This is a genomic window from Chromobacterium haemolyticum (assembly GCF_002081825.1).
Classification (GTDB): domain Bacteria; phylum Pseudomonadota; class Gammaproteobacteria; order Burkholderiales; family Chromobacteriaceae; genus Chromobacterium; species Chromobacterium fluminis.
Window position 1 is genome coordinate 23,497 of sequence record NZ_MUKU01000010.1, and the last position, 21,349, is coordinate 44,845.

A 21,349-nucleotide genomic window follows, 5' to 3' on the forward strand; every position below is an offset into this window, starting at 1 on the left:
TCACTTCTCCGGGTTATTCGTCTATCAGGACCGGCACAACGTCACAACGGCAGTGCGGGTGTGCCGGTGCGGTCCCGCGGCCATGGGGGAATGGTTTGCCGAGTGCCCGCCGCTGGCCGTCCAGGGCTGCACATGCGGCGCAGCAGCCGGCGCCGGTGATCCACTCCACGCCCTCGACGTCGCCGCTCTCTACGTAGGCTGCAAGGTTGCCCTCGGCGTCAGCGAATGCCGACTCGGTTCGCGCGATCATCTCCGCGCGGGCGGCGCCGAAGACATGGTCCTCGCCGATGGCGTTGGCCAGCGTGCTGGCGGACCAGCCTTCCTCCGTTGCTGAGGTGACCAGCTCATTGACCCGCAAGCGGGTTGTCTCGTCGATACGCCAGCGGGCGTCAGGGTTCTGAACCAGCTTTCCATCTACCCATCGCATGCCCACCATCTCGGCCGCGCGGCTGTCCGCGTAGGCGATTGCGTTCTGGTTGGCCTGCGCCAGGACATCCGCTGGCACGTCGCCAAGATCCGCACCGAGCTGGCCGAAGCCGGCGGCGACACCATCCTTGGCCAGCGAGCGCAGGCTCTTGCGTACCTGCTTCGCCAGCAAATCCCAGCGTGCGCGCTCGATCGCGTCTTCGAAGACGGTCGGGCTGTAGTCCATGGCGCCTTCGTCTTTTTCCGTGCCTCCATGCAGCGCCAGGTCTGCGAGCGATTCGGCCAGGCCGGCAAGGAACTGCTCAATAGCGCCACTCATCGCCGCACGCGCCCGAACAACCGCAGCCCGCTCGCGGTTGATCGGGCGAATGGCTTTTTTTGCTTTGGCCAGCGCCTCCTTGCCGCCGTCGTCTTCCTTGCCGTCGCCGGCTTCGCCTGGGTCATCAGCCCCCGATCCTGGGCCGTTATCGACCACTGGCGGGGCAGGGTTCATGTCCGCGCGCTGCTCGGGCGTCAGTGCCGGCAGGCCGAAGCGCTTGGCGCGGACTTCGTCGGGGTGCAGGATCTTCGCCTCGACATATTTCTTGTCGATCTCGGCCTGCTCCAGCGGCTTGACTGACTCCTCTTCGTGCCAGACGAACTCAATGTCGCTCCACCCGAAATGACGGAGGATGATCCGGTCCATCAGCGCCTTGACCCATTCCTGCATCGGGGCGAGGCCTTCGGCCAGCGCCTGTTCGGCGCCGGTCTGCGCTGTGGCGCGGTTCATCTCCTTGATGAACGGCTGCGGCGAGACGCTGAAGGCGTAACAAACGATGCGCGCCAGCCATTCGTCCATTTCGTCTTTGAGTGCGATTTCCTTGGTGTTGAACGGCTTGACGCCGCCAGGGACGAACCGAGTCCGGCGGCGCTCACTGTCGTTACCCGCCAAAATCGAATTCCAAAAGGATTCAAACTGCGCGATCTGATCAGCAGACCACGTCTCGGGGACAGAGAAAATCAGGTCAGGCGTGGCGCCCTCGGTGTAGTAGGACATCTGATACGCCTGCCGGCGCAGCGCAAGGTTGACGGTGGTGATCACCTGCTCGACTGGAGAGAGTCCGTAGACCTTATGCGTGCGTGGGTTGCGCGGCATGTAGATCAGCTCTTCGCGGGTGTAATCGACCGCCGGCAGCCCCTTCAAGATCTGCTGGTACGCTGGATCAGGCGGCGCCGGCGTCCTGCCTCCTTGATCCAGCACCCGCTTGATCGTGGAGCCGTCTATCGGCTCCAGGGCGTACAGCGCGCCGCCCAGCGTCTTGCGCGGGTAGACGGCGGGGGCATCGATCACCAGCAGGTCTTCCAGCAGCATGCGCAGCCAGGTGTTCCAGTCGTGCTCTTTGTCCGGGGACTGGAAGAACTCGACCAACTGATCGCAGCGCGCGTCCGGCTCCGCTGATTCGTTCGCCGGCGTGCCGACCTTGTCCTTGCGCTTGACTGTCCATTTCAGCTTGGCCAGCTGATCCTTGCGGGTCTCGATGATCAGCCGCATCAGGTCGTAGCTGTCGGCAAGCGCGCGCATCTGGGCGAAGGTAACCGCTTCGTCCTGGCGTGGTTTGCTGGTCAGGTTGATGCCTGTCCGGAAGTCAGACTGACGCCCGGCGACGCTATCCGGTGCGGTTGCCGCCGGCGGTTCGCCTGGCCCGAACCACTCGTCGGGGACATTGCCGGATAGCATGAAGCGCGCGCCGGCGACAACGCGGGCGATCAGTCCCTGTTCGATGGGGGTTATCTTGGGTTGAGCCATGGGTTTTCCTGTTGTTGCTGCGCTGCTGCGGCTCGGGCCTCGGCCTCCTGCGCAAGCTTCTGCAGGTAGTCGAGCATCCCGGTGTTGCCGCCGAACAGCTCGTGGAATGCGCGTGATAGGGCGTCGACTTGGTCGTCGTGCGCGCCGTTAGGGAATACGCGCATCTCGGCGATCAATGCGTCGTTCCATGGTGCGCGCAGCATCATCACGTTGCCGACGTTGCACTGGGCCGCGAACGGCTCGGCGCGCGTCACCTTGTCGCCGGACTCAACCGACGAACTGACGGACTTGCCCGCCAGCAGACGTGTGAATGAAGCGACTTGGGACTTGCCGGCCTGGCCAGGGTCTTGCGGGATGCTGACCTTGACGCTGTTGCCGTCCCTGTCGGCTGTGTTCTTTAGCGTGCTTTCGACCTCGTGCGGCGCGCCTTGCATGCGCACCATGTCGCCGATGATGAAACGGCCATCGGGGGTAATTCCAAGCTTGCCGCCGGCTGTCCAGTCTGGGTCACTGCCAGGTTTTGGCACGCTTGCGGCGAAGTCCCACGCTCTTATCCAGCGAGTGCCGGCTGGTACAGCGTCGATGATCGGGATGGCGTCGGGCCTGAAGGTGTTGCCGTCGCCTGGGGATGGCTCTTGCTGGTACTGGCCGGCGAAGGTGTAGGGGCTGGCCCGCTGCATGATCTGCAGCCGCTCGACGGTGTGTTTCTCTGGCCAAAGGGCCGTACCGTCTTCCTGCAGGGCCTTCAGCTTGACGTGCTCCCACTTCTCGCCGTTACCGCCCTCCAGCAGCCAGCCGGAGAGGTCTCGCTCATGCAGGCGCTGCATGATGAGGATGATCGGCGTTTCAGGGCTGTTGCAGCGGCTCTCCAGCGTGCTCTGGAACCACTCGATAACGCCGTTGCGTATCGTGTCGCTGCGCGCCTCGTCGGCCTTGTGCGGGTCGTCGATTACGATCGCACCGCCGAAGCCTTCGCGCACCTTGCCGGCGCCATAGCCGGTGATCGTGCCGCCAGAGCCTACCGCGTAGAAGACGCCGCCTTCCGTTGTCCCCCAGTCGTCCTTGGCCTGGCTGTCGTCGCGCAGGTGGACGTCTGGGAAAATCTCCCGGTATGCCGGTGAGCGCACAATCTCGCGAATCTCGGCGCTGTTCTTGGTGGCCAGCTTCCCGGAATAGCAGGTGTGTATCCATTCGCTATCCGGGCATTTCCCCATCGCCCAGGCCGTGAACATCACGACCGCAATCTCCGTCTTGGAGTACCGCGGCGGGATGTTGATGACCAGCCGCTTGCACTCGCCACGGAAGACCCGCATCAGAGCTTCGCAGATCAGCTTGTGCTGCCTGGCGCGGCGCCATTTGAATTTCTTGCGCTGCTGGAACATCCAGCGCACGAAGAAATAGAAGTCCTCGCGCGCCGCGATGCGTGCAGCCTCGCGTTCCTTCGCGCTGAACTCCCTCATGGTCAGACCTCGTCGATGATGCCCTTCAGAACCTCTTGGAACTCGGCAACGCTGCTGAGCTGGGTTTGCTGCTGAATCGGTCCACCACCAGGGCCGGAGAGCTCTTTCCGCACGCGGTCAGCGTACTTGTCCGGATCGCGGGCCTTCAGCAGGAAGATCAGCAGGGTGTCGGAGTACTCGCGGATCGTTCCGCACTTCTGGCCCTTGTAGAAGACCGGCTTCAGCGTGCCGTCCATGGCGCGCCGCACGGCTTCGTCTTCGAGTGCCGATGTGCCCAGCTTGACCGCTTCGTCCCAGGCGGCGGCGAAGTCGTCGTTGCCGGCGCGGACCTCGTACAGGTGGCCGCGCGACACACGTATCGTCTTGGCCGCCGCCGAAACATTGGCGGTGTTCGACAGCACTTCCAGAAAGCGCGCCATTTTTTCAGCTGTCAGCTTTGTATGGTTCGCCATCTGCTATTTCCTTCAGAATTGGATCGCGCCCTTGGCCTTCAGCGCGGTGTGAACTGCGCGGGACAGCGCGTCATTGAGGGATTCGCCTTCATCCGGACGGGTGGCCAGGACGGTCACAGCTTCTTCCTGGGTGATGAAGTGGGACTGCTGGGCGAAAGTGACAAAGGTCCGGCTGGCCGGCTGACCCTCGGCTGCGGGGGCAGTCTCCCGGACCACGCCAAGGGAGACGGTTGCGGAGATCGAGCCGTCCTGGTTGACGTTGACCGGACGGATGCAGAAGCACATCGGTTCGTTGATGGGGGTGAGGGTCAGCATTTGAGGCTCCAAAAAAAAGCCCCGCGGCGGGCGGGGCGAGGTCATGAATCAGGCGGATTATTCATGTGGTATCTGGGGTGAAACCCTTGCATTATGGGGATGTGCAGAGGGTCTTGAGGAGGCCTGAAAACAAAACAGCCCAAACCATGGACGTGGTTTGGGCTGCTGTAAAACAGTATAAATTTATTCACGTAGCAACGCAAGTGTTACTGTGGAAAGCCTTGCTGCGCTTGGCGTTCCGGTATGTTGCATGCTTCACCAAATCCAGCACCTGCACCTCGATTACAGCAAGTGCGGTTGAGAACGTGCCGCTGAGGATGCGGAACGCCTCATGCTGGCGCCGGCAGATTGTCGGCTGGGACAGCATGTAGGTCTGGCCCATGTCGTCCTGACTCCGGGCCATCTCCTGTTCGTTCACCCAACCGCGGGTGAGCTCTCGGCGCAACGCAGTTGGCCAGCCACCTGGCAGCAGCCGGGCAGCCTCAATTACTGCCCGGGTATCCGCTGTGAAGTATGCGGCCAGCACCTGCTGTTCGCGCGCCGGCAGCCGGGCCACCTTCGCCAGAATGTCTACCGCCAGCATTTTCAACTCGTCCGGTGTAAGCGCGTCGAACTCGCGAGGTGCCGCCTCTGCGAACTTCTGGACTTTCACCGGGATCGCCTCGGACATCTGAAACGCCCAGCCAACCAGCGCGCGGATAGTTGAGAACTGCATATCGCCCTCGATTTCGTTTTTGTCTTGTTTGGTCATCACGGTCATGCGGCGAACAGCGCGCCCTGTATTTCCTGAACCTGCACGACAACCCCCGGCGTCTCGCCATAGCGCTTACGGACGACGATGTCGCATGCCTGGACGTCATCGGTCCACACGATGCCGTTCATGCCATCGAACAGCGCTTTCACCACGTTGTCGGCGTCGGGCTTTTTCGTGGGTAGCACCTGGCCGGCGATGGCCGCCGCCTGTTTTTTCTTGCTCCAGCTCGCTGGGATCGGCAGCGTGATCAGCATGCGGACGTCAGCGGGGCCGGTGAGCGGTGCGCGGCCGGCCATGGCTTGCTGGGCGGCAAGTGCGACCATTCCCTCGTAGCTCGCGGTTTTCTCCGGCGTGTACATCCGTGCGAACTTGCCGCCTCGCGTGCTGACCTTGGGGCGCCCTTTCCCGACTGGCGCGCCGGGTACGGTGAAGCGGATCGGGGTCATGCCGCGTCCTCCATGGGGTTGGTTTTCGTCAGGAACGGAACAAGGCTTTCCGGCACAGGCTTGCGTGAGTCTTGGATCGCTTCGGCCGCCATGCGCTTGCCATGCATCCCGCCCTTGTAGACGCCTCGCGCGGTCTCGTCGGCGATTGCATAGGCCCATTCCAGCTTGCGAACGTTGTCACTCGGGAAGCGCATGCTTCGCGCTGCGCGTTTGACCTGGGCGATCTGCACTTCGGCCTCTTCGCGGGTCATCCGCGGCCCGGTGAGCTGGTTCGGGTTGTACTCCGGCGCCGGCGGCCGGATGTCACGGGCGCAGCAGGCGGTCAGGAACTCGTCGCAGGACGGCGGGTGCTTGAACGTGGTATCCAGACCGTGCTTGACGTCCGCAGGGGACAGGTTCCGCAGCTTTTGGGCCCACACGTCCATCGCCTCCAGTACGCCGACGTCGTGGCCGTCATTCGGGCCGCCTTCGACCAACTTCCCCGTTCTGAATTTTTCGAGGAACACGCTTCCGAAACTGCCGCGGAGAACGCGGAAAATCTCCCGCACCGTGGCGCGGTCAAGATGGGATCGCTTCATAGCTGCCTCCGGTGGTGAGGTAATGATCGCCTACGCCGATTGAGTCAGCGGCGGCGGCGCGGCCAGCATCTGCCCCTGGGCGGTTCGCAGCTCGCACCTTGGCGTCGGTGACGCGCTGCCGGTCGGCGTTGAACTGCTGCTGGTCGAGCATCCACTTGCGGAATTGAGCCTGCCAGGCTTGCAGATCGGCACGGGTCTCGCGTCGGGCTTGGTAGTGGGCAACGAAGCGATCGACTTCGGTCGCCAGATCCAGGCCTGACGATTGTGCTTTCGCCACGTCAACCCGCGCCGGTTGAAAGTCGTCAGGGACGGTGAGGCCATCGCCGGTGTCGCGCGAGCTCTCACCCACCGAACGTAGTGAGGTGGGTTTATCTGTATCTTTATCTTTATCTAGCGGGACATTGCGTGACTCGTCGTGACATTGCCGTGACACTGGCTGTGAGCCTGAAAGCTCTTTGGCCTCTCTCTGACGCTGGCGCTGCTCTCGTTTCCTTTCTGCAGCTGACTTTGCGCCGGTTTTCTCGTCGCCTGAGTCCTCGCGTTTTGGCTGGCGCCCATCCCACCCTGACAGCTTATTACCGTCCAAAACGCGGCCTTGCATCGCGTCTTGAATGGCCTTGATTGCGTCCTCTGTCACGTCGAGAGCGCTGGATAAATCTTCTGCCGTGACAGTCACGTGACCTCGCGTGACATTGCGTGACGCATCGACCAGCAAATGCAGATAGACGGCTTGCACCAGCGCAATCGGTTGCCCGGAGATGCGGCTGATCGTCCGCCATTTGGGGTCGTTTGGCATGTCATGCCAAAGGCGCAGCCATTGGGTGCTCATCGCTACCCCCTGACTCGCTGGATCATGCCCATGGTCACCGAGACCAGATCCCAGAGCGCGGACTCGATCCGCTTGGCTTCAGCCGGGCTGACGCGCTCGCCCCACTCGGAGGTGGGCTGCTCTGCATCGGAAATCTCGCGCGCGACCTCGCCGCATTCCGTCGTCAGCCGGCAGCACTCGCGGGAGAGTTCTTTGAGCGTTATCTCCGCATCAGGCAGGGCAACAGTCACGCGGTTGCAGAGCGCGGCCAGGGCGTCGGCGATGGCCGGGTCTTGCGTGCGGTCGGTGATCTCTGCGGCCTCCTCAAGCGTCAGCTGGTTGGTTTCGCAGTTGGGGTTCAGCTTGTTGGCCAGCAGCTTGGGGTAGGTCTTCATCGCGGCGGCCAGGCCGGCAATGCCGTTGTGGTGGCTCTTTGCGATCGTCTGGGCGGCGGCCGTGATGTGAATGTAGCGGGAGCTCATGATTGCACCTCGCTATTCATGCATTCATCATTCGAGCTGACTGCTACGCTCGTATTGGCGTCCCAGATGTCAGGACGGAGATCGGACAGAAGAAATCTCGGGTCAGCCTTTACTATGCGGCGGCAGAGGTCGGGGCTTGGCTTCCTGAGGCCTGCGCCACATTGATACAGGTAGACGTGGTCTGTGCCGGCCGCTTCTGCTAGAGCCTTTCGCTCCTGCGCCGTCATGGTGTTCAGCTTCATGCTCATCTCCAGGGTGGTGATGAGGCGATATTAGCAACGTGCAAATGCTAAAGCAATAGCAACGTGCGCATGTCTTGGGTCTTAGCAAAATGCTATAAGTGCGATATGAGAGTTGAAGACATCAGACTGGATAATTTGCGGACCTTAGTGACTGAGATGTCCACCATCGCAGCCGTCGCCCAGGTCGCTGATACATCCCCATCTTATTTGAGCCAGATATTGAACCGTGTGCCGTCGCGTACAGGTAAGCCGCGTGATGTTGGCCCGGATTTGGCCAGGAAGCTGGAGCAGGGCTGCGGCAAGCCAATGGGCTGGATGGATCACCCTCATCCTATAGGCAGTGGTGGCCAGGTGCAGCGAATTGAAGCCAGTTCTCTGGAGGAGCTCGCCAGCATATTGGGTGAGCTGGAGACAAACACCCTGCACAAGCTCATAACCGATGCACTGGCCCAGCACGCCAAGAAGGTGTAATGAAGGTTGAAGATGTAAGACTTGAAAACCTCCGGGCTTTGGTGGTTGAGCGATCTACTATTGCTGCTGTCGCACAAGTTTCAGATACATCACCTGCCTATCTATCCCATATCCTGAACGGTGTGCCCCTTCCGAGCGGGCGCCCGCGCGGTGTGGGGCATACACTTGCCAGGAAGTTGGAGCAAGGTTGCGGCAAACCAACTGGATGGATGGATCGCCCTCATCCAATATGTGCCGACGGCCGGGAATTAAAAATAGAGGCTCGTTCTATGGAGGAGTTGGCCCATATCCTTGCTGAGTTGGAGGCAGAGACGTTTCTCAATCTGATTCGCGAAACGTTGATACTTCGCGACAAGAATGCTTAATGGCGCCTCCCGGCGCCATTTATCACGAGAAGAACTTCAGGATTTTTCCCACCTCTCCATCCGCGCTGCTCAAGCGCAACTTCCCTGATGGAAGGATCTGAACCAGCAGCTGGGCGATAGGTCCCTCTTCGTCGTTCGCGTCCACGATTGCCTTGAAGTGATGGCAGTTTGTCGCGTGGATGCAGGGGTGATTCGTGTTGCTACTTTTACCGCATTGCATTTCTTACTCCGTTTCTTCGTCGAGCGTAGGGCCTGTCATTTGTCACTATGTTGTTGTGTTGTGACGATATTTTCCCATTTGACGGAGTTCAGTGTCACTTCCCTATGGGAAGTCAAAACTGTACACAGTATTTCTACGTATTTTTGAAGTAAGTATTTAAGAGATATGAGCTATTCACATGCACCAATCTTGAACATCAATTGTTCTATAGTGTTGGCGGAATAACGGTCCATGAGCTGGTTTATGTGGTAATCCACGCCTTTTCTCGTCATGCCTAATTCTAATGCTATCTCGTCTTTTTTTAATCCCTTGTGACAATACAGTTCTATTAGTGTTTGCTGAATTACTTCCATTTGGGAAGTTTTCCTGTTTGAAGCAAAAACTCTATAGGCAACGTCCACTAGATCCGGCATTAGGACTTCCAGCAAATCGCGAGTCTCCCGGTCGTCCTCTATCTCTTTCCCTATCATCGACAGAATCACGCGGCAGTCTTGCCACTCGCCAATGAATGACAGACCGTATTGCATCTGGTTTTCTTTGACTGCCCGTATGAACTGCTCGTCAAGTTTTGTCCGGGGCTCCAGCGTCGTCAGCATCGGCGACCACGGAAATACGGCGCCGGCTGGGCCGTAGGCAACAGGGTCAACGCGATGGAACTGGTTTGCTGAGTACGTTGCGATCCAGGCTTTGGGCCATCCGAGGTTTATGTTCAGCGCTTTGTCGAACCCTTGGTCGCCGAAGAACGCCACCAAGATGAGCGGTACTCCGCCGGCGGCCGCGCGCACCAGGGCTAGGGCCGCTTCAAGATCGTGCGCAGTTCGTACCTTGATTAGCACCCGCCTGAGCACCGCTACGTCGTGTACCACGGCGCCAGTCCGCTGCCTGAAAAGCTCGACGGCCTCCGGCAGGTTTGAAAGCGTTATCTGCATTAAGACCTCCTCATTGTTCACATTAGGCCATTTTGAGGCGGCCTTTGTGTCTCCGAACAGCTCACATGTCTCCCTTCTTCCTATTTAGATACCCAGTTTGCAGAGCAACGTGCGATTGGTCGCACGACAAAAAAGCAACATTGCCAATGAAAATTAGCTCGTTGCTATTGCATGAACATTCGCTCGTTGCTATTGTTCGGTCACCAGCCCAGCACACCGGGCGCCGATCCTTAACAACACGCAGAGATAGCAGCCGATACCCGCCATTAGGCGGCCCTAGGCCCGGCCTCAGTAGTAAGCCCCGCGCCGGTAAAGCGGGAGCAAGCCAGGTGAAGCAATCACCTGTGACCAGTGGACGAAGGCGCGATAGCCGGAGAATGAAACTGGAAGACGCCCAGCCCCAGGTGGCGAGTAACGGGGGCCGAGTTGTACAAGCCGCTTCGCGAGAGGCGGCACATTGAAGCGGAATGCGCAGGCTGATGCGCGACTAGAAGGGTGGCCGGCGGTGTCCGATCCGCCGCGAGATTTTCCACCTGGAAGGAACAATGCCGGAGATCACAGCACCGGCCCGCTTCGATGTGTGAGGAGAGACAAATGGGCGACATCGATTATTGGAAGGAGTGCATCCAACTGGGTGCGGAAGATTGCGATTTGACGTTGACAGACGAGCAACTGGAATGTCTGGCAGATAGCGTTAGTGGCGGCCATGAGAATTACGGCATGGCCTTTTACTCTCCACCTTCAAGCGATCGTATTTCCGACATCGAGCGAGAGTGGAAAGGGAAATTCGACAGGCTGCAGTCTGAGTTTGACGAATACAAACGTGATGCAGAAACGGCAGTCAAGAGAGCCCTGCGTCAGCACAGTGATGCGAATGTGACGATCGGAGAGTGTGGCGAGGTTCTGCGCCATGACGGCAGGACGACAATTTTGCAGTAGCAGCAAACAGGCGAGAGCGGCCTGACCCAACGGCTTCAGGGGCCAGCGTGGCCCACCAGTTTCCCCCGCAGTACCTTGGCCGCCCGCGCTCACCCCAGCCGGGCGGCTTCTTTTTGGAGGTCACAGCATGCCGCACTTCATGATCGGCTGGCTCAGCGACGCCCAGGCGCAGCAGTTGCGCGCCAACGGCGAGTGTTTGCGCTTCATGTGGTTCAGCCGCCGAGGTACACCGGTTCACCAAGTCGTGAGGGCGCGATGAGCTACGCCCTTCAAACCATCGCCATCGGCGCGGCCATCGTGCTGCTGCTGGCGCTGCAACCTTTTTGGAGTTGATCACCATGAGCCTGCAAAACCTGTCTTGCAAAGTGCTTGCCGACTTGGGTCGGCACGGTGCCGCGATGGCGGCGGAAGAGATGGACCATCTTGCTGTTGAGCATGAGACCGACCTGATGCTCGCCGATCCCGATTGCTGCCGTGCGATGGGCGAGCGGTTTTTCCAAGAGATGTATGAGAGCGGCCGCCCGGAAGCGCTGGAAGCCTTGTACCTGTTCCTGGGGCAAGACCTGCTGCGCAAGGTGTTTGACTGCTGCCCGATGGGTGAGCAGCTGCAGCCGCTTGTCGCCGCAGTGCGCACCTTCAACACGGCTGCGGCGCGCGACCAGATGGACGGCCGGGCCGACGATGAACGGGAGGCTGCGTGATCGGCCACAACACCGAGCTGCGCGACTTCATCAAGATCGCCCAGGGCGCCAGGGCCAGCGAGCTCGTCCCCAAGGTGCGCAGCAAGCCAGAAACCCCGGAACACCGCCGCCGGCGCGGCGACTACTGGCAGCGCCAGCTGGAGCGTGAGCTCGCCGGAGAAGACCCAATCAACGACAAGGCCGCCTGAGCGGCCTTTTTTACGCCCACATGGCGAGGAGTAACCATGACTGCAATCTCGCGCGACGAATGGCTCGCACTGCGCAACACCGGCATCGGCGGCAGCGACGCCGGCACGGTGCTGGGTGTGAACCGCTACAAGCAGCCGCTGCAGCTCTACAAGGAGAAGCGCGGAGAGATCGAGGCTGACGACTTGAGCGACAAGCTGGCCGTCCGGATAGGCAACGGGCTGGAAGACTATGTCGCCCAGCTCTACAGCGAGGAAACCGGGCGCAGGGTTGAGCGCTGCTCGACGATGCTTCGCCATCCGGAACATCCGTGGATGCTCGGTAATCTGGACCGTCTGGTATGGGAAGGGGATAAGCGGCCACAGCACAAGGGCCAGATCCGCACGCGCCACATTCTGGAGTGCAAAACCACGCTGAGCCGCTTCATCGATTCCGATGCATGGGGGCCATCAGGGACCGACCAAGTTCCCATCCATTATCTGGCGCAGTGCCAGCACTACATGGCAGTGACCGGCGCCGAGCTGTGCGACCTGGCGGTGCTGATGTCGGGCCCGGATTTTCGGATTTACCAGATCAAGCGCGATGACGACTTGATCGCCAACATGGTTGAACACGAAGCGGCGTTCTGGGACCGCGTCCAAACAGGCAAGGCGCCTGAACTGGATTGTGATCACGCGACCACGCCCGATCTGCTTGCAAAGCTATACCCGGGGACGAACGGCGAGGAAATAGCCCTGCCGGACAGTGCCGCTCACTGGAAGGCAGTCATGGACGAGGCGAACGAGCAGAAAAAGCTGTACGAGGCCGTCGCCACCGGTGCAAAGAACCACTTATTGGCTCAGATGGGAGAGGCCGCCGTCGGCAAGCTGCCGGACGGCTCGCAGTTCACCCGCAAGGCCATCTCCCGCGGTTCATACACAGTTGACGCCGTGACCTATATCGATTTCCGCCACAAGAAGGCGAAGGAGCAAGCAGCATGACCACCGCAACCCGAACCGACCAACTCAAGGCCAGGCTGACAGGCCAAGTGGCCACCGCCGCAGACAAGCCCAAGACGCTGGCCGGCCTGCTGTCCGATCCCAAGATCAAAAACCAGATGGCCCTGGCGCTGCCGAAGCACCTGAACGCTGACCGCCTGGCACGCATCGCGCTCACCGAGATTCGCAAAGTGCCGGCGCTGGCCAAGTGCAATCAGGAAAGCTTCCTCGGCGCGGTGATGCAGTGCGCGCAGTTGGGCCTGGAGCCAGGCAACGCCCTCGGCCACGCCTACCTGCTGCCGTTCGGCAATGGCAAGGCCTCTGACGGCCTGGCCAACGTGCAGTTGATCATTGGCTACCGCGGCATGATCGACCTAGCGCGCCGCTCGGGCCAGATCATCAGCATCAGCGCGCACACGGTGCACGAGCAGGACAAGTTCAGCTACCAGCTGGGCTTGGACCCGAACATCATCCACGTGCCAGCCGACAACGAGCGCGGCGAAGTGACCCACGTCTACGCCGTGGCCAAGCTGAAAGATGGCGGCGTCCAGTTCGAAGTTATGAGCCGGTTCGATGTGGAGAAAGTGCGCAAGACCAGCAAGGCGGCACAAAACGGCCCGTGGGTTTCGCACTGGGAAGAGATGGCGAAGAAGACCGTCTGCCGCCGGCTGTTCAAGTGGTTGCCGGTGTCGATTGAGCTGCAGACAGCAGTGACGCTGGACGAGCGGGCCGACGCCGGCAAGGACCAGGACAACGCGGCGATCCTCACCGGCGAATACAGCGTTGTCGACGATGGCGCGCCAGCGCTGGATGACCAGCCGCAGGGGCAGGGTGCTGCGCCGTCGTTCGATATCGAGGCCTACAAGGCCAAGATCGCGAAATGCTCGGATATCGACGCCCTCGACATCATGGCCGACGAGTTCAGCGGCATTGCCGACGGCGAGGCCTTCCAGCAGCTGAGCGACCTGTATCACGCGCGCCGGGCCGAGCTGTTGGGTGATTGACCCATGAGCCGCGTCATCTCAACGCGGCCGGCAAGCTCGCTCTATACGCCCGACCGGCTGCGCGATCTTCTCTCAGACGCGGAAACCAACGCCCGCAACGGCAGCGATTGGGACCGCGACTTCATCGAAACCATGCAGGCCCGGCTGAAGCAGTACGGCATGGGCATGCACATCAGCAGTCTGCAGCGCCATCACTTAGAACGCATTGCCTCCTCAATCTGAAAGGATCACCCCATGCAAGACAACAAAGACTTCCGCGCGATGACATCCGACACCATCGGCAAAGACCTGCTCAGCGCGCTGGTAGCTGAAGTGAAGCTGCTGCCGGATGTCTGGCAGAAGCTCAGCCAGGCCAAGCAGGACGACGTGATCGAGCGTATGCGCAAGCGCGTTGAGTCGAACGTCAAAATGGCCATCCACTTGCTGAGCTCCGAGGGTCGCGTCACCGTGCCCGCCCATCTTGAGCAGTTCGTCAGCAAGGATGGCGTGAAGGTCCAGTTCAAGGTCAACCAGAACGCCGCCGGCATCGTGGATCTGATGCGCGCCACCGGCAAGACTTGCTTGCTGGTGGTGGCCAACGCCGACGAAAACCTCGGCGGCATGGACCAGATCGTCGGCGAACCGGACCAGCGCGCGATGGACCTCGGACACGAGTACCACGACAACGACGGCGGCGGCATGGACGACATCTTCGGCGGCGATGTAGTCGACGCGGAGTTCGTAGCCGACGCGCCGCAGTTGCCGGCGCCGGGCGATGAAACGCCGACCGAGGAGCAGCTCGACAAAGCCTTTGACGACGGCTACGACGCTGCGCTGGCCGGCAAGCCTGAGAGCGATTGCCCGATCATGTCCGGCGCGCTGTGCATCGAATGGGTCAAGGGCTGGAAGGAGTTTCACAAGGAGCTGGCCGGCGGCGATCAGGCAGAGCCGAACGACGGGGACGGCCCGGAAACCGATGCGTCGGCCGCTTCCACGAGCCCGGGGGTGCGCTACCAGCATCCGGATGACTCCCGCCTGACTTGGACCGGTCGCGGCCGTAGGCCGGCTTGGGTTCAAGCCTGGCTGGACGCCGGCGGCACGCTGGAGCAGTTGGACGCCAGTAGCAACGACGCCGACACCGCGGCGGCCGCGTAATCACCGAATCACACCTGGGCGCCGTGGGCGCCCGCTGAGGACCACAACATGACAATCATCGCTATCGTAACCGCAGCCCCTGACAAAGACGCGGGCTACCTCGAACGCCTGCGCGAAGAGCATGCGCGCCAGTGCCGGGAATTGGAGGCCAAGGCCAAAGACCGCGAAGATGTCGCGGCCTTCAATATCAAGCTCCGCCAGGCGCTGGAGCTGGAAGTCCGCCAGCAACAGCGCCAGCTTGCCGAGCAGGGCGTAGAGATCGAAGGCCTGCGCGCCGAAGCCGAGCGTGTCGAACTGCTGGAGCGCCAGCTCGCAGCCCAAGATCAGCTCATCCTCGAGATGAGGGCCGCGCTGCATCTGGCAAAGCTGCCGACCGAGTCCCGCAGCAACGTGATCGATCTCGTACAGGCCGCGGCGTGATGTACCCCGACATCAAGAGCGCGCCGCGCGTTGTGCCCGGTCTCGCGCACCTGTTCTACCGGCCTGAGCCGAAGAAGCGGCAGCCGGCCGGCGCGCGGTACTCGCTTGATCGGGTAGAGCATCGCGTCGAAGACATGCCCAGGGGCGAGTTCACGAGCGCGGACGTGGCCAAGCTCTTGTGCCTCAGCATCGAGTCGGCGCGGCTGATCTGCACCGATGCCGTCAACGCCGGGCTGTTGCGGATCGCTCGGCGTGAAGGTCAGCGGAAAATTTACAGGAAGGTGAGCATATGACCGACGACGACCTCGCCGCGTGGCGCAGGCTTAATCCCGGTGCACCGATCAACCAGCCACAGGCTCAGCCAAGATACTTCATTGACTGAACCGCTTTGATGGATGGCACATGGCCGCCATCAAGAGACCTTTCAATTAGAAACTTCATTTCAAGCGAGTACGCAACATCCTCCGGTATGCCTGTCACCGGGTCTGGACTGTTTAGCACGGTTGAAAGCCACTGTTGTTCTTCAGCAGATAGTTCTTCCATGGCAGTTCCTTTTTGGCGTGGTGATGAAGTATGGCAACTGGGAGTATGTGGGCAAATACGTGAAACCACGAAATTTTGGCCCAGCACTTTTGAGAAAGGATCGCAACATGAACCCGCAAAACCAGCAGGAAGAGGCCACCGAGCCGCTGCGCATCGTAATCACCGCTGACAAAGTCGAGATTTTCCACTTTGACCGGCCGGCGGAGCCAGGCCACGGCCACGACTGCCGCACGGCAACGCATGAGGCCATCGCGTGGGCTATCCGCCGACTGGGCGAGGAGCTGGAGCACTCGACCGCGTTCTACCGGACCGGCGATTGGGAGAAGGCCAACATCGAGATGAACGAAGACAACGAAGGCCCGGAGGAATGGAAATGTCCCACATGATTGAAACACCCGACACCGGCGCGGCGATTGCCGCAGTCAACGAAGCCCACGCAAGTGGGCTTTTTAACGACCGCGAGGAGCTCGCATGACCTCGCAGCCAGTGGCCGCCTTGTTTGTCCGCGCGGACAGCGTCTACAAGCAGATGATCGGCGTGGATGCTTGGGATGCAGAGCGTGATGCCTGGGCCTGGCCGGGCGGCTGCCCGGTTGTCGCCCATCCCCCTTGCCGCGCTTGGGGCCGGTTGCGGCATATGGCAAATCCGCGGCCGGGGGAGCGCGAGCTGGCGCTATGGGCGGTGGATCAGATCCGCGAATACGGCGGCGTGCTGGAGCATCCCGCATCTTCGCTACTGTGGAAGGAGAAGCCGCTTCCAGAGCCTGGCCAAACAGACGCCTGGGGGGGCTGGACACTGGTCGTATCGCAATGGTGGTGGGGACACAAGGCAGAGAAGGCCACCCGACTTTACATCTGCGGAGCCACACCGGCGGAACTGCCACCGATCCCATACCGCATTGGCGAATCCTCGCACGTCATCGCGCAGAGCAACCGGTGGCAAAAGCTGCGACTGCGGCCTGAGGTTACAAAGGCCGAGCGCGAGCATACGCCGCCGGCGTTTGCTGAGTGGCTCGTCCAGGTCGCAAAGCTCTGCGCAAAGCAGAACGAAAGGGCCGCCGCATGACCGGCTGCTGGGTCCACACCGGCTATCGCGCAGATGGCCGGCCAATCTTGAGGTGGGTCGCATGTCTCTGAACATCACACCGGTATCCATCAGCGAAGCGAACGAGTTCGTTCGTCAGCAGCACCGCCATCACAAACCGGTGGCCGGCGCAAAGTTCGCCGTCGCAGTAAGCGATGGCGATGGGATCCGCGGCGTCGCCATCGTCGGCAGGCCAGTAGCGCGGGCGCTCGATGATGGCTGGACATTGGAGGTCAACCGCTGCTGCACCGACGGCGCGCGCAATGCCTGCTCAATGTTGTACGGGGCAGCGTGGCGTGCCGCCAGGGCGATGGGCTATCGACGCTTGATCACCTACACGCTACCGGCCGAGGGCGGCGGCTCTCTTCGCGCAGTTGGCTGGCGCCTGATTGGCCAGGCCGGCGGCGGATCATGGAACTGCCCATCGCGGCCGCGCGTAGACACACACCCCACCCAAGAGAAGCTGCGGTGGGAAATCGAATAACGGGTCGCTCACGCGGCCCTTACTTATTGGGAGTGAGCATGAGCCAGTACCAATGCACCGACTGCGGGAAGTACAAGCAGCCGGATCGAACCAAGTTTGCTCCAGGCGACACAGTCACGTTCAGCATGACGCGGGCCACCGGGCGGGACACCGCACGCTCCACGCTGAAGACCGGGAAGATTGAGCAGATCGATGGGGACATCATCACGGTAAAGGTTGCGCGATTAGGCGCGAAGGAGGTTCACCGTAGCCGTCTGTACCCTGAAGATGCCCCTGGGGCCTTGACCTACGCCTTGATGGGCTCCTGCAAGTGCGATTTCAAGAAAGTGGAGGCGTGACTATGCAAGTCACCCGCCCAGCGCTGCGCTACCACGGCGCGAAGTTCAGGCTTGCGCCGTGGATCATGGGCTTCTTCCCGCCGCACCGCTGCTATGTCGAGCCGTTCGGCGGCGCGGCCGGCGTACTGCTCCAGAAGCCGCGCGCATACGCCGAGATCTACAACGACCTGGACGGCGACGTGGCGAACTTTTTCAGGGTGCTGCGGAATCCTCTTCAGCGCGCGATGCTGATCGAGGCCGTCACCCTGACACCGTACAGCCGCAGCGAGTTTGAACAGGCCTGGGGGGCGACGGAGGAACCGGTAGAGCGCGCGCGTCGGCTGGCCATCCGCGCGCAGATGGGCTTCGGCTCTGCTGGCGCGACCAAGGGCATGACCGGGTTCCGCATCGATAGCAGGCGCGAGTACGGCACCGCGCAGCATTTGTGGGCCTACTACCCGGATCAACTCGCCGATGTTGGCCAGCGCCTGGCCGGCGTGATGATCGAAACCGGGCCGGCGATTGACGTCATGCGCCAGCACGATAGCCCGCAGACGCTGCACTTCGTCGACCCTCCCTATCTGCACGAAACACGGGTGATGCAATCCGGCAAGGCCGGCTGCTACCGGCACGAGATGAGCAACGACGATCACCGCGAGCTGCTGGACGTGCTTCTGGGCCTGGAAGGCTACGTTGTGCTGAGCGGCTACCCGTCTGACCTCTACGAGCAGACCCTGGCCGGTTGGGATCAGCACACGACAGGCAGCAGGATCAGCGCAGGCCGCGGCACAGCAGTCAGGACGGAATGCGTATGGCTCAACCCCGCATGCAGCCGGGCCCTACATCAGAACGACCTTTTCAAGGAGATAGCTTGATGCAACATCAAATCGACACCGCGATGGATCTGCAACGGGTCTTGGATGCGGCGGATGACTATGCCCGTGCAGCAGCAAAAGCCCACGTTGAGTCGCTTTACGGCACCAGCAAATCATACACAGCCGAATGTTTCCGCGACGAAAACGAGGCACGTTCCAAGTTGCATGACCTGCTCGCCGCCGGCAGTACGAAGCCGGCCGGCGAGCCGGTGGCGTGGCGGTACATCCGGCGAGCAAATGGCGAAGTGATTCTTGACTCCATAGAGCTGAATCCTTGGATGCCTGAACTGTTGGAAGACATCCGCCAGCACTACGACGTCGAGGAAATTCCGCTCTACGCCACGCCTCAGCCGGCAACTTCGGCGGAATGGACCGCTCCAGTGCTTAGCCTTATTGCTCTGGCGCAGGCCGTCTCTATAGCCCTGGACGACAGCGAAGAGCGGCAAGGCGATGAAGGCCGCGTTCACCTGATCGACTCCGACAATTTCGACGAGGTGTGCAATGCGCTGGAGGCATTGGAATCTCTGCCGGATGACAAGCCTGGCCACACCCTCGGCCCAGCCGGTAAAGCGGAGTGGGCTCTGCGGGTCTTTCTCAAGCGCGAGGAGAAGCAACATGACTGATCTGGAAAAGCAGCTGCTCGATGTAGCGCGCTCGATACTGGCAGACGACATGCTGCCGCTTCTGCCGGCCGAGTATGTGGCCAAGGTTCGCTCTGCCATTGCAGCCGCCGAGGAGGCCAGCCCCAACTATCCGGCCGTTCCGGAGGGTTGGGCCCTCGTGAAGTCGCCGATTACCGAGGACATGCATCGCGCCGCGGTGAAAGTGCTGGTTCGGGCGAACGGTGTCGACGGCCTGCCTCAGCGAATGCTTGATGCCATGGTCGCCACCGCGCCGCCGGCAACCGTCAAGGATTCCTTGATAGTTCAGCAAGCGACAGGCGTGCCGGACGACGCGCGGGAGTGCCTGCTCGACGTCGTGAGCCATCATCAAGTATTCGTCGATGCTTGCCGTTTCACGCAGATGCATGTCGATGGGGAGAACGTCTTGTACTGGAAGCACCAGATAGACGTTCTGGACCGGATGAAGGAGCAGGCTGAGCGCGCACTGCGGGCCGCTCCAACTCAAGAGGCCGGCGCGCGCCTGGTGGCCGAGGCGAAAGGGGGCGAGTGATGGCGTGCGAGCACTGCGCCGGGCTAGAGGGAATCCCGCTGTATCCGAATTACGGCCACGCCCCGCACGTCCACACTCAACCGGTGGGCGGCACCGTCTTCGTCGGTGAGCCGCCGGACAATTTCGTGCCAGACCCGGACGCGCCGGGCCTGGGCACCTACTACTGCCCGAGCTGCAAAGAAGGCATGCCGAATGCTGACCTGAACGCTCAGCAGCTCATGGCAGAACTTGGGCCGGCAGGCGAAACAATCGACACCTGGCCGGCGTGGAAGCAGGCGCTCGTGGCCAGCAGAAGCGGAGGTAAACCCGAATGAAAACTGCAGTTGAACAAGGCGCGGCGCTGATCGGCCGCGAGGTCAAGATTGGCGAGCGCCAGGGCGTCATCAACGAAGTATTGCAGCGCCTTGAGCAGCGTATCGACGCACTGGTGATCTCGCTCGAAAAGGGAAACGCTCCTGCCATCTGGTCTGCTGACGATATCGCCGAGTGGCTGGACCTGTCCGCATTCACGATCAAGCAGTCTGTCGTCGCGCGCCCCGGGTTCCCTAATGCGATTCTGGCCACCGGCGCCAAGAGCGGGCAAAAGCGCTGGTTTGCGGATGAGGTTATTGAATGGGTCAGAAAAAACCGTGGCACCCTGCCAGCGGCTCGCCCGGCCGGCCGCCGGCGCAAGTCGGCTTAGTCAAGGCGCGCAGCAATATCAGATGCGTGTTCGTTGTAGTAGATCATCAGGCTGCGAATATCACGGTGCCCGATCATGCGGGCCAGGTCGAGCACGTCGAGCTTACGGGCAAGGCGCGACACCGCTTCATGCCGGGTATCGTGAAAACGCACAGTCTCCAGCGCCGGGCATCCGACCTTGGCCTTATCCCGGTACTTACGAAACAGCGCGTCAAGTATCGCGCTCGTCAGGCCGAACACCGGCTCCCCCGTCTTCTTCCCTTCCTCCGGCATTAGCAGCCCAAGAATCTGGGCTGCATCGGTCGAGAGCGGCACGTTTCGAGCGTCGCCGTTCTTGGTCTCCACCAGCCGAACATACCGTCTTTCCAAGAAAACCCGATCCGCAGTCAGTCCAACTATCTCGCCGGCGCGCATGCCGGTCTCTATAGCAAACAGCATGGCCATGGCCACGCGCTGTATTTTGTTTTCTGGCTTTTCCCATCGGATGTATCCCATGGCGTCGACAAGAGCGTCGACCATCTCATCGGTGACGCGCTGCTCCCGCGGCGGCGGCTCCTGCGGCCGGCGGACGCCGTGCATTGGGTTGACCGAACACCACTTCCATTCCCTTCTGCACTCCTCAAACACGGCCGACAGCAAGTTCATTTCGCGATTAACTGTGCTGGGCGAGACTTCCTTCAAGCGCGAATCGCGCCATTCTCCGATCTTGTCGCTTGTGATGCGGTCCACCAGAACACCGATGAAATCCAACTCCTGGATGAACTTGTCGAGGCGGATCTTCTCCCACCTGGCTCCGCCTTTGCTCGGCGTTACCTCGTCGCGATACTTCTCCATTGCGTCGGCAAGCGTGCGCGTCATCTTGACGGCATGGATTTTGCCGCCCAATATCTCCGCTTCTAGCTGCGTGGCCCAGGCCACTGCCTGCGCCTTGGTGTCGAATGTTGCAGACCGCCGCACGCCGCGCTTAGTGACCTCCGCGCGCCATGCGTCCCCCCGTTTTCTATATGTGGCCATCGTGGCGTAAACCTTGGCGTAATTGTTAGCTAGAATTTACGCCAATAAGCAAGATTACGCCACGGACCAAGAGGCAGTTTGGTA

34 protein-coding genes are annotated in these 21,349 nt (G+C 61.1%); 21 read left to right on the forward strand and 13 right to left on the reverse strand.

Annotation, left to right across the window (positions count from 1 at the left end):
- Positions 1–13: 13 nt before the first annotated feature.
- From B0T39_RS09345 to B0T39_RS09390, 10 genes are all read right to left on the reverse strand, one after another.
- A complete protein-coding gene (locus tag B0T39_RS09345; RefSeq protein WP_081545977.1) occupies positions 14–2,212 on the reverse strand; it encodes a phage portal protein in 2,199 nt (732 codons plus the stop codon).
- Complete coding sequence (terL, locus tag B0T39_RS09350) at positions 2,194–3,672, reverse strand: phage terminase large subunit (RefSeq protein WP_081545979.1); 1,479 nt, start codon at positions 3,670–3,672, stop codon at positions 2,194–2,196. Before terL ends, B0T39_RS09345 begins: the two co-directional genes overlap by 19 nt.
- Positions 3,673–3,674: 2 nt before the next feature.
- Positions 3,675–4,124, reverse strand: coding sequence for a terminase (locus B0T39_RS09355; protein WP_081545981.1), 450 nt, complete (start codon positions 4,122–4,124; stop codon positions 3,675–3,677).
- A 12-nt stretch (positions 4,125–4,136) separates the two neighbouring features.
- Positions 4,137–4,439, reverse strand: a complete 303-nt coding sequence (locus tag B0T39_RS09360; RefSeq protein WP_114154687.1) for a hypothetical protein — start codon at positions 4,437–4,439, stop codon at positions 4,137–4,139.
- Between the two features lie 187 nt (positions 4,440–4,626).
- Positions 4,627–5,199, reverse strand: coding sequence for a hypothetical protein (locus tag B0T39_RS09365; protein WP_081545985.1), 573 nt, complete (start codon positions 5,197–5,199; stop codon positions 4,627–4,629).
- Positions 5,196–5,639 carry a RusA family crossover junction endodeoxyribonuclease gene (locus B0T39_RS09370; protein WP_081545987.1) on the reverse strand — a complete coding sequence of 148 codons (444 nt, stop codon included), beginning with the start codon at positions 5,637–5,639 and terminating at the stop codon, positions 5,196–5,198. The genes B0T39_RS09365 and B0T39_RS09370 overlap by 4 nt, the downstream gene beginning before the upstream one ends.
- A complete protein-coding gene (locus B0T39_RS09375) occupies positions 5,636–6,217 on the reverse strand; it encodes a hypothetical protein (RefSeq protein ID WP_081545989.1) in 582 nt (193 codons plus the stop codon). Before B0T39_RS09375 ends, B0T39_RS09370 begins: the two co-directional genes overlap by 4 nt.
- A complete protein-coding gene (locus B0T39_RS25620; protein WP_081545991.1) occupies positions 6,198–7,046 on the reverse strand; it encodes a hypothetical protein in 849 nt (282 codons plus the stop codon). The genes B0T39_RS09375 and B0T39_RS25620 overlap by 20 nt, the downstream gene beginning before the upstream one ends.
- Before the next feature lie 2 nt (positions 7,047–7,048).
- Positions 7,049–7,507, reverse strand: coding sequence for a phage regulatory CII family protein (locus tag B0T39_RS09385; protein ID WP_081545993.1), 459 nt, complete (start codon positions 7,505–7,507; stop codon positions 7,049–7,051).
- Entirely contained in the window at positions 7,504–7,749 is a 246-nt protein-coding gene (locus B0T39_RS09390; RefSeq protein ID WP_048408955.1) for a hypothetical protein, read from the reverse strand. The genes B0T39_RS09385 and B0T39_RS09390 overlap by 4 nt, the downstream gene beginning before the upstream one ends.
- A gap of 156 nt (positions 7,750–7,905) precedes the next feature.
- Between B0T39_RS09390 and B0T39_RS09395 the strand changes: the two genes are divergently transcribed.
- Both B0T39_RS09395 and B0T39_RS24975 read left to right on the forward strand, forming a co-directional pair.
- Positions 7,906–8,220, forward strand: a complete 315-nt coding sequence (locus B0T39_RS09395; RefSeq protein WP_141111156.1) for a hypothetical protein — start codon at positions 7,906–7,908, stop codon at positions 8,218–8,220.
- Positions 8,220–8,585, forward strand: coding sequence for a hypothetical protein (locus B0T39_RS24975; protein ID WP_141111157.1), 366 nt, complete (start codon positions 8,220–8,222; stop codon positions 8,583–8,585). Before B0T39_RS09395 ends, B0T39_RS24975 begins: the two co-directional genes overlap by 1 nt.
- A gap of 390 nt (positions 8,586–8,975) precedes the next feature.
- On the opposite strand, the gene B0T39_RS09405 is transcribed toward B0T39_RS24975, so the two are convergent.
- Positions 8,976–9,734: a helix-turn-helix transcriptional regulator gene (locus B0T39_RS09405; RefSeq protein ID WP_081545997.1), complete on the reverse strand. Its 759-nt coding sequence runs from the start codon at positions 9,732–9,734 to the stop codon at positions 8,976–8,978.
- Positions 9,735–10,328: 594 nt separating this feature from the next.
- Between B0T39_RS09405 and B0T39_RS09410 the strand changes: the two genes are divergently transcribed.
- The 10 genes from B0T39_RS09410 to B0T39_RS09450 all read left to right on the forward strand — a co-directional run bounded on the left by B0T39_RS09410 (position 10,329) and on the right by B0T39_RS09450 (position 15,388).
- Positions 10,329–10,673, forward strand: coding sequence for a hypothetical protein (locus tag B0T39_RS09410; protein WP_081545999.1), 345 nt, complete (start codon positions 10,329–10,331; stop codon positions 10,671–10,673).
- A gap of 127 nt (positions 10,674–10,800) precedes the next feature.
- Positions 10,801–10,932 (forward strand): hypothetical protein, encoded by a 132-nt coding sequence (locus tag B0T39_RS26170; protein ID WP_254894529.1) that lies wholly within the window; start codon positions 10,801–10,803, stop codon positions 10,930–10,932.
- Positions 10,933–11,011: 79 nt separating this feature from the next.
- Positions 11,012–11,374, forward strand: a complete 363-nt coding sequence (locus tag B0T39_RS09415; protein ID WP_081546001.1) for a hypothetical protein — start codon at positions 11,012–11,014, stop codon at positions 11,372–11,374.
- Positions 11,371–11,562, forward strand: coding sequence for a hypothetical protein (locus B0T39_RS09420; RefSeq protein WP_081546003.1), 192 nt, complete (start codon positions 11,371–11,373; stop codon positions 11,560–11,562). The genes B0T39_RS09415 and B0T39_RS09420 overlap by 4 nt, the downstream gene beginning before the upstream one ends.
- A gap of 36 nt (positions 11,563–11,598) precedes the next feature.
- A complete protein-coding gene (locus tag B0T39_RS09425; protein ID WP_081546005.1) occupies positions 11,599–12,540 on the forward strand; it encodes a YqaJ viral recombinase family protein in 942 nt (313 codons plus the stop codon).
- Positions 12,537–13,541: a recombination protein RecT gene (gene recT / locus B0T39_RS09430; RefSeq protein ID WP_081546007.1), complete on the forward strand. Its 1,005-nt coding sequence runs from the start codon at positions 12,537–12,539 to the stop codon at positions 13,539–13,541. Before B0T39_RS09425 ends, recT begins: the two co-directional genes overlap by 4 nt.
- A gap of 3 nt (positions 13,542–13,544) precedes the next feature.
- Positions 13,545–13,763 carry a hypothetical protein gene (locus tag B0T39_RS09435; protein WP_043636038.1) on the forward strand — a complete coding sequence of 73 codons (219 nt, stop codon included), beginning with the start codon at positions 13,545–13,547 and terminating at the stop codon, positions 13,761–13,763.
- A 12-nt stretch (positions 13,764–13,775) separates the two neighbouring features.
- Positions 13,776–14,675, forward strand: coding sequence for a ribosome modulation factor (locus B0T39_RS09440; RefSeq protein WP_081546009.1), 900 nt, complete (start codon positions 13,776–13,778; stop codon positions 14,673–14,675).
- Between the two features lie 48 nt (positions 14,676–14,723).
- Positions 14,724–15,095, forward strand: coding sequence for a hypothetical protein (locus B0T39_RS09445; protein WP_081546011.1), 372 nt, complete (start codon positions 14,724–14,726; stop codon positions 15,093–15,095).
- Complete coding sequence (locus B0T39_RS09450) at positions 15,095–15,388, forward strand: hypothetical protein (protein WP_081546013.1); 294 nt, start codon at positions 15,095–15,097, stop codon at positions 15,386–15,388. The genes B0T39_RS09445 and B0T39_RS09450 overlap by 1 nt, the downstream gene beginning before the upstream one ends.
- 64 nt (positions 15,389–15,452) lie before the next feature.
- Here B0T39_RS09450 and B0T39_RS24980 read toward each other — a convergent pair whose 3' ends face one another.
- On the reverse strand, positions 15,453–15,638 hold the full coding sequence (locus tag B0T39_RS24980) for a hypothetical protein (protein WP_141111158.1): 186 nt from the start codon (positions 15,636–15,638) through the stop codon (positions 15,453–15,455).
- Between the two features lie 107 nt (positions 15,639–15,745).
- Here B0T39_RS24980 and B0T39_RS09455 point away from each other — a divergent pair, with 107 nt between their 5' ends.
- The 9 genes from B0T39_RS09455 (at position 15,746) to B0T39_RS09495 (ending at position 20,252) form a co-directional block, all read left to right on the forward strand.
- A complete protein-coding gene (locus tag B0T39_RS09455; protein ID WP_081546015.1) occupies positions 15,746–16,024 on the forward strand; it encodes a hypothetical protein in 279 nt (92 codons plus the stop codon).
- 85 nt (positions 16,025–16,109) lie between these two features.
- Entirely contained in the window at positions 16,110–16,703 is a 594-nt protein-coding gene (locus B0T39_RS09460; protein WP_217806216.1) for a hypothetical protein, read from the forward strand.
- Between the two features lie 61 nt (positions 16,704–16,764).
- Positions 16,765–17,205 carry an XF1762 family protein gene (locus B0T39_RS09465; protein WP_081546017.1) on the forward strand — a complete coding sequence of 147 codons (441 nt, stop codon included), beginning with the start codon at positions 16,765–16,767 and terminating at the stop codon, positions 17,203–17,205.
- A 38-nt stretch (positions 17,206–17,243) separates the two neighbouring features.
- Positions 17,244–17,543, forward strand: coding sequence for a hypothetical protein (locus B0T39_RS09470; protein ID WP_081546019.1), 300 nt, complete (start codon positions 17,244–17,246; stop codon positions 17,541–17,543).
- Between the two features lie 2 nt (positions 17,544–17,545).
- On the forward strand, positions 17,546–18,397 hold the full coding sequence (locus tag B0T39_RS09475) for a DNA adenine methylase (RefSeq protein WP_081546022.1): 852 nt from the start codon (positions 17,546–17,548) through the stop codon (positions 18,395–18,397).
- The gene (locus B0T39_RS09480; RefSeq protein ID WP_081546024.1) at positions 18,397–19,020 is read left to right on the forward strand and encodes a hypothetical protein; all 624 of its coding nucleotides are present in this window, start codon (positions 18,397–18,399) and stop codon (positions 19,018–19,020) included. The genes B0T39_RS09475 and B0T39_RS09480 overlap by 1 nt, the downstream gene beginning before the upstream one ends.
- Positions 19,013–19,570, forward strand: a complete 558-nt coding sequence (locus tag B0T39_RS09485; protein WP_081546026.1) for a hypothetical protein — start codon at positions 19,013–19,015, stop codon at positions 19,568–19,570. Before B0T39_RS09480 ends, B0T39_RS09485 begins: the two co-directional genes overlap by 8 nt.
- Positions 19,570–19,884, forward strand: coding sequence for a hypothetical protein (locus B0T39_RS09490; RefSeq protein ID WP_081546028.1), 315 nt, complete (start codon positions 19,570–19,572; stop codon positions 19,882–19,884). The genes B0T39_RS09485 and B0T39_RS09490 overlap by 1 nt, the downstream gene beginning before the upstream one ends.
- Positions 19,881–20,252: a hypothetical protein gene (locus B0T39_RS09495; protein WP_081546030.1), complete on the forward strand. Its 372-nt coding sequence runs from the start codon at positions 19,881–19,883 to the stop codon at positions 20,250–20,252. The genes B0T39_RS09490 and B0T39_RS09495 overlap by 4 nt, the downstream gene beginning before the upstream one ends.
- On the opposite strand, the gene B0T39_RS09500 is transcribed toward B0T39_RS09495, so the two are convergent.
- Positions 20,249–21,265: a tyrosine-type recombinase/integrase gene (locus tag B0T39_RS09500; protein ID WP_081546032.1), complete on the reverse strand. Its 1,017-nt coding sequence runs from the start codon at positions 21,263–21,265 to the stop codon at positions 20,249–20,251. The genes B0T39_RS09495 and B0T39_RS09500 overlap by 4 nt on opposite strands.
- Positions 21,266–21,349 lie beyond the last annotated feature (84 nt).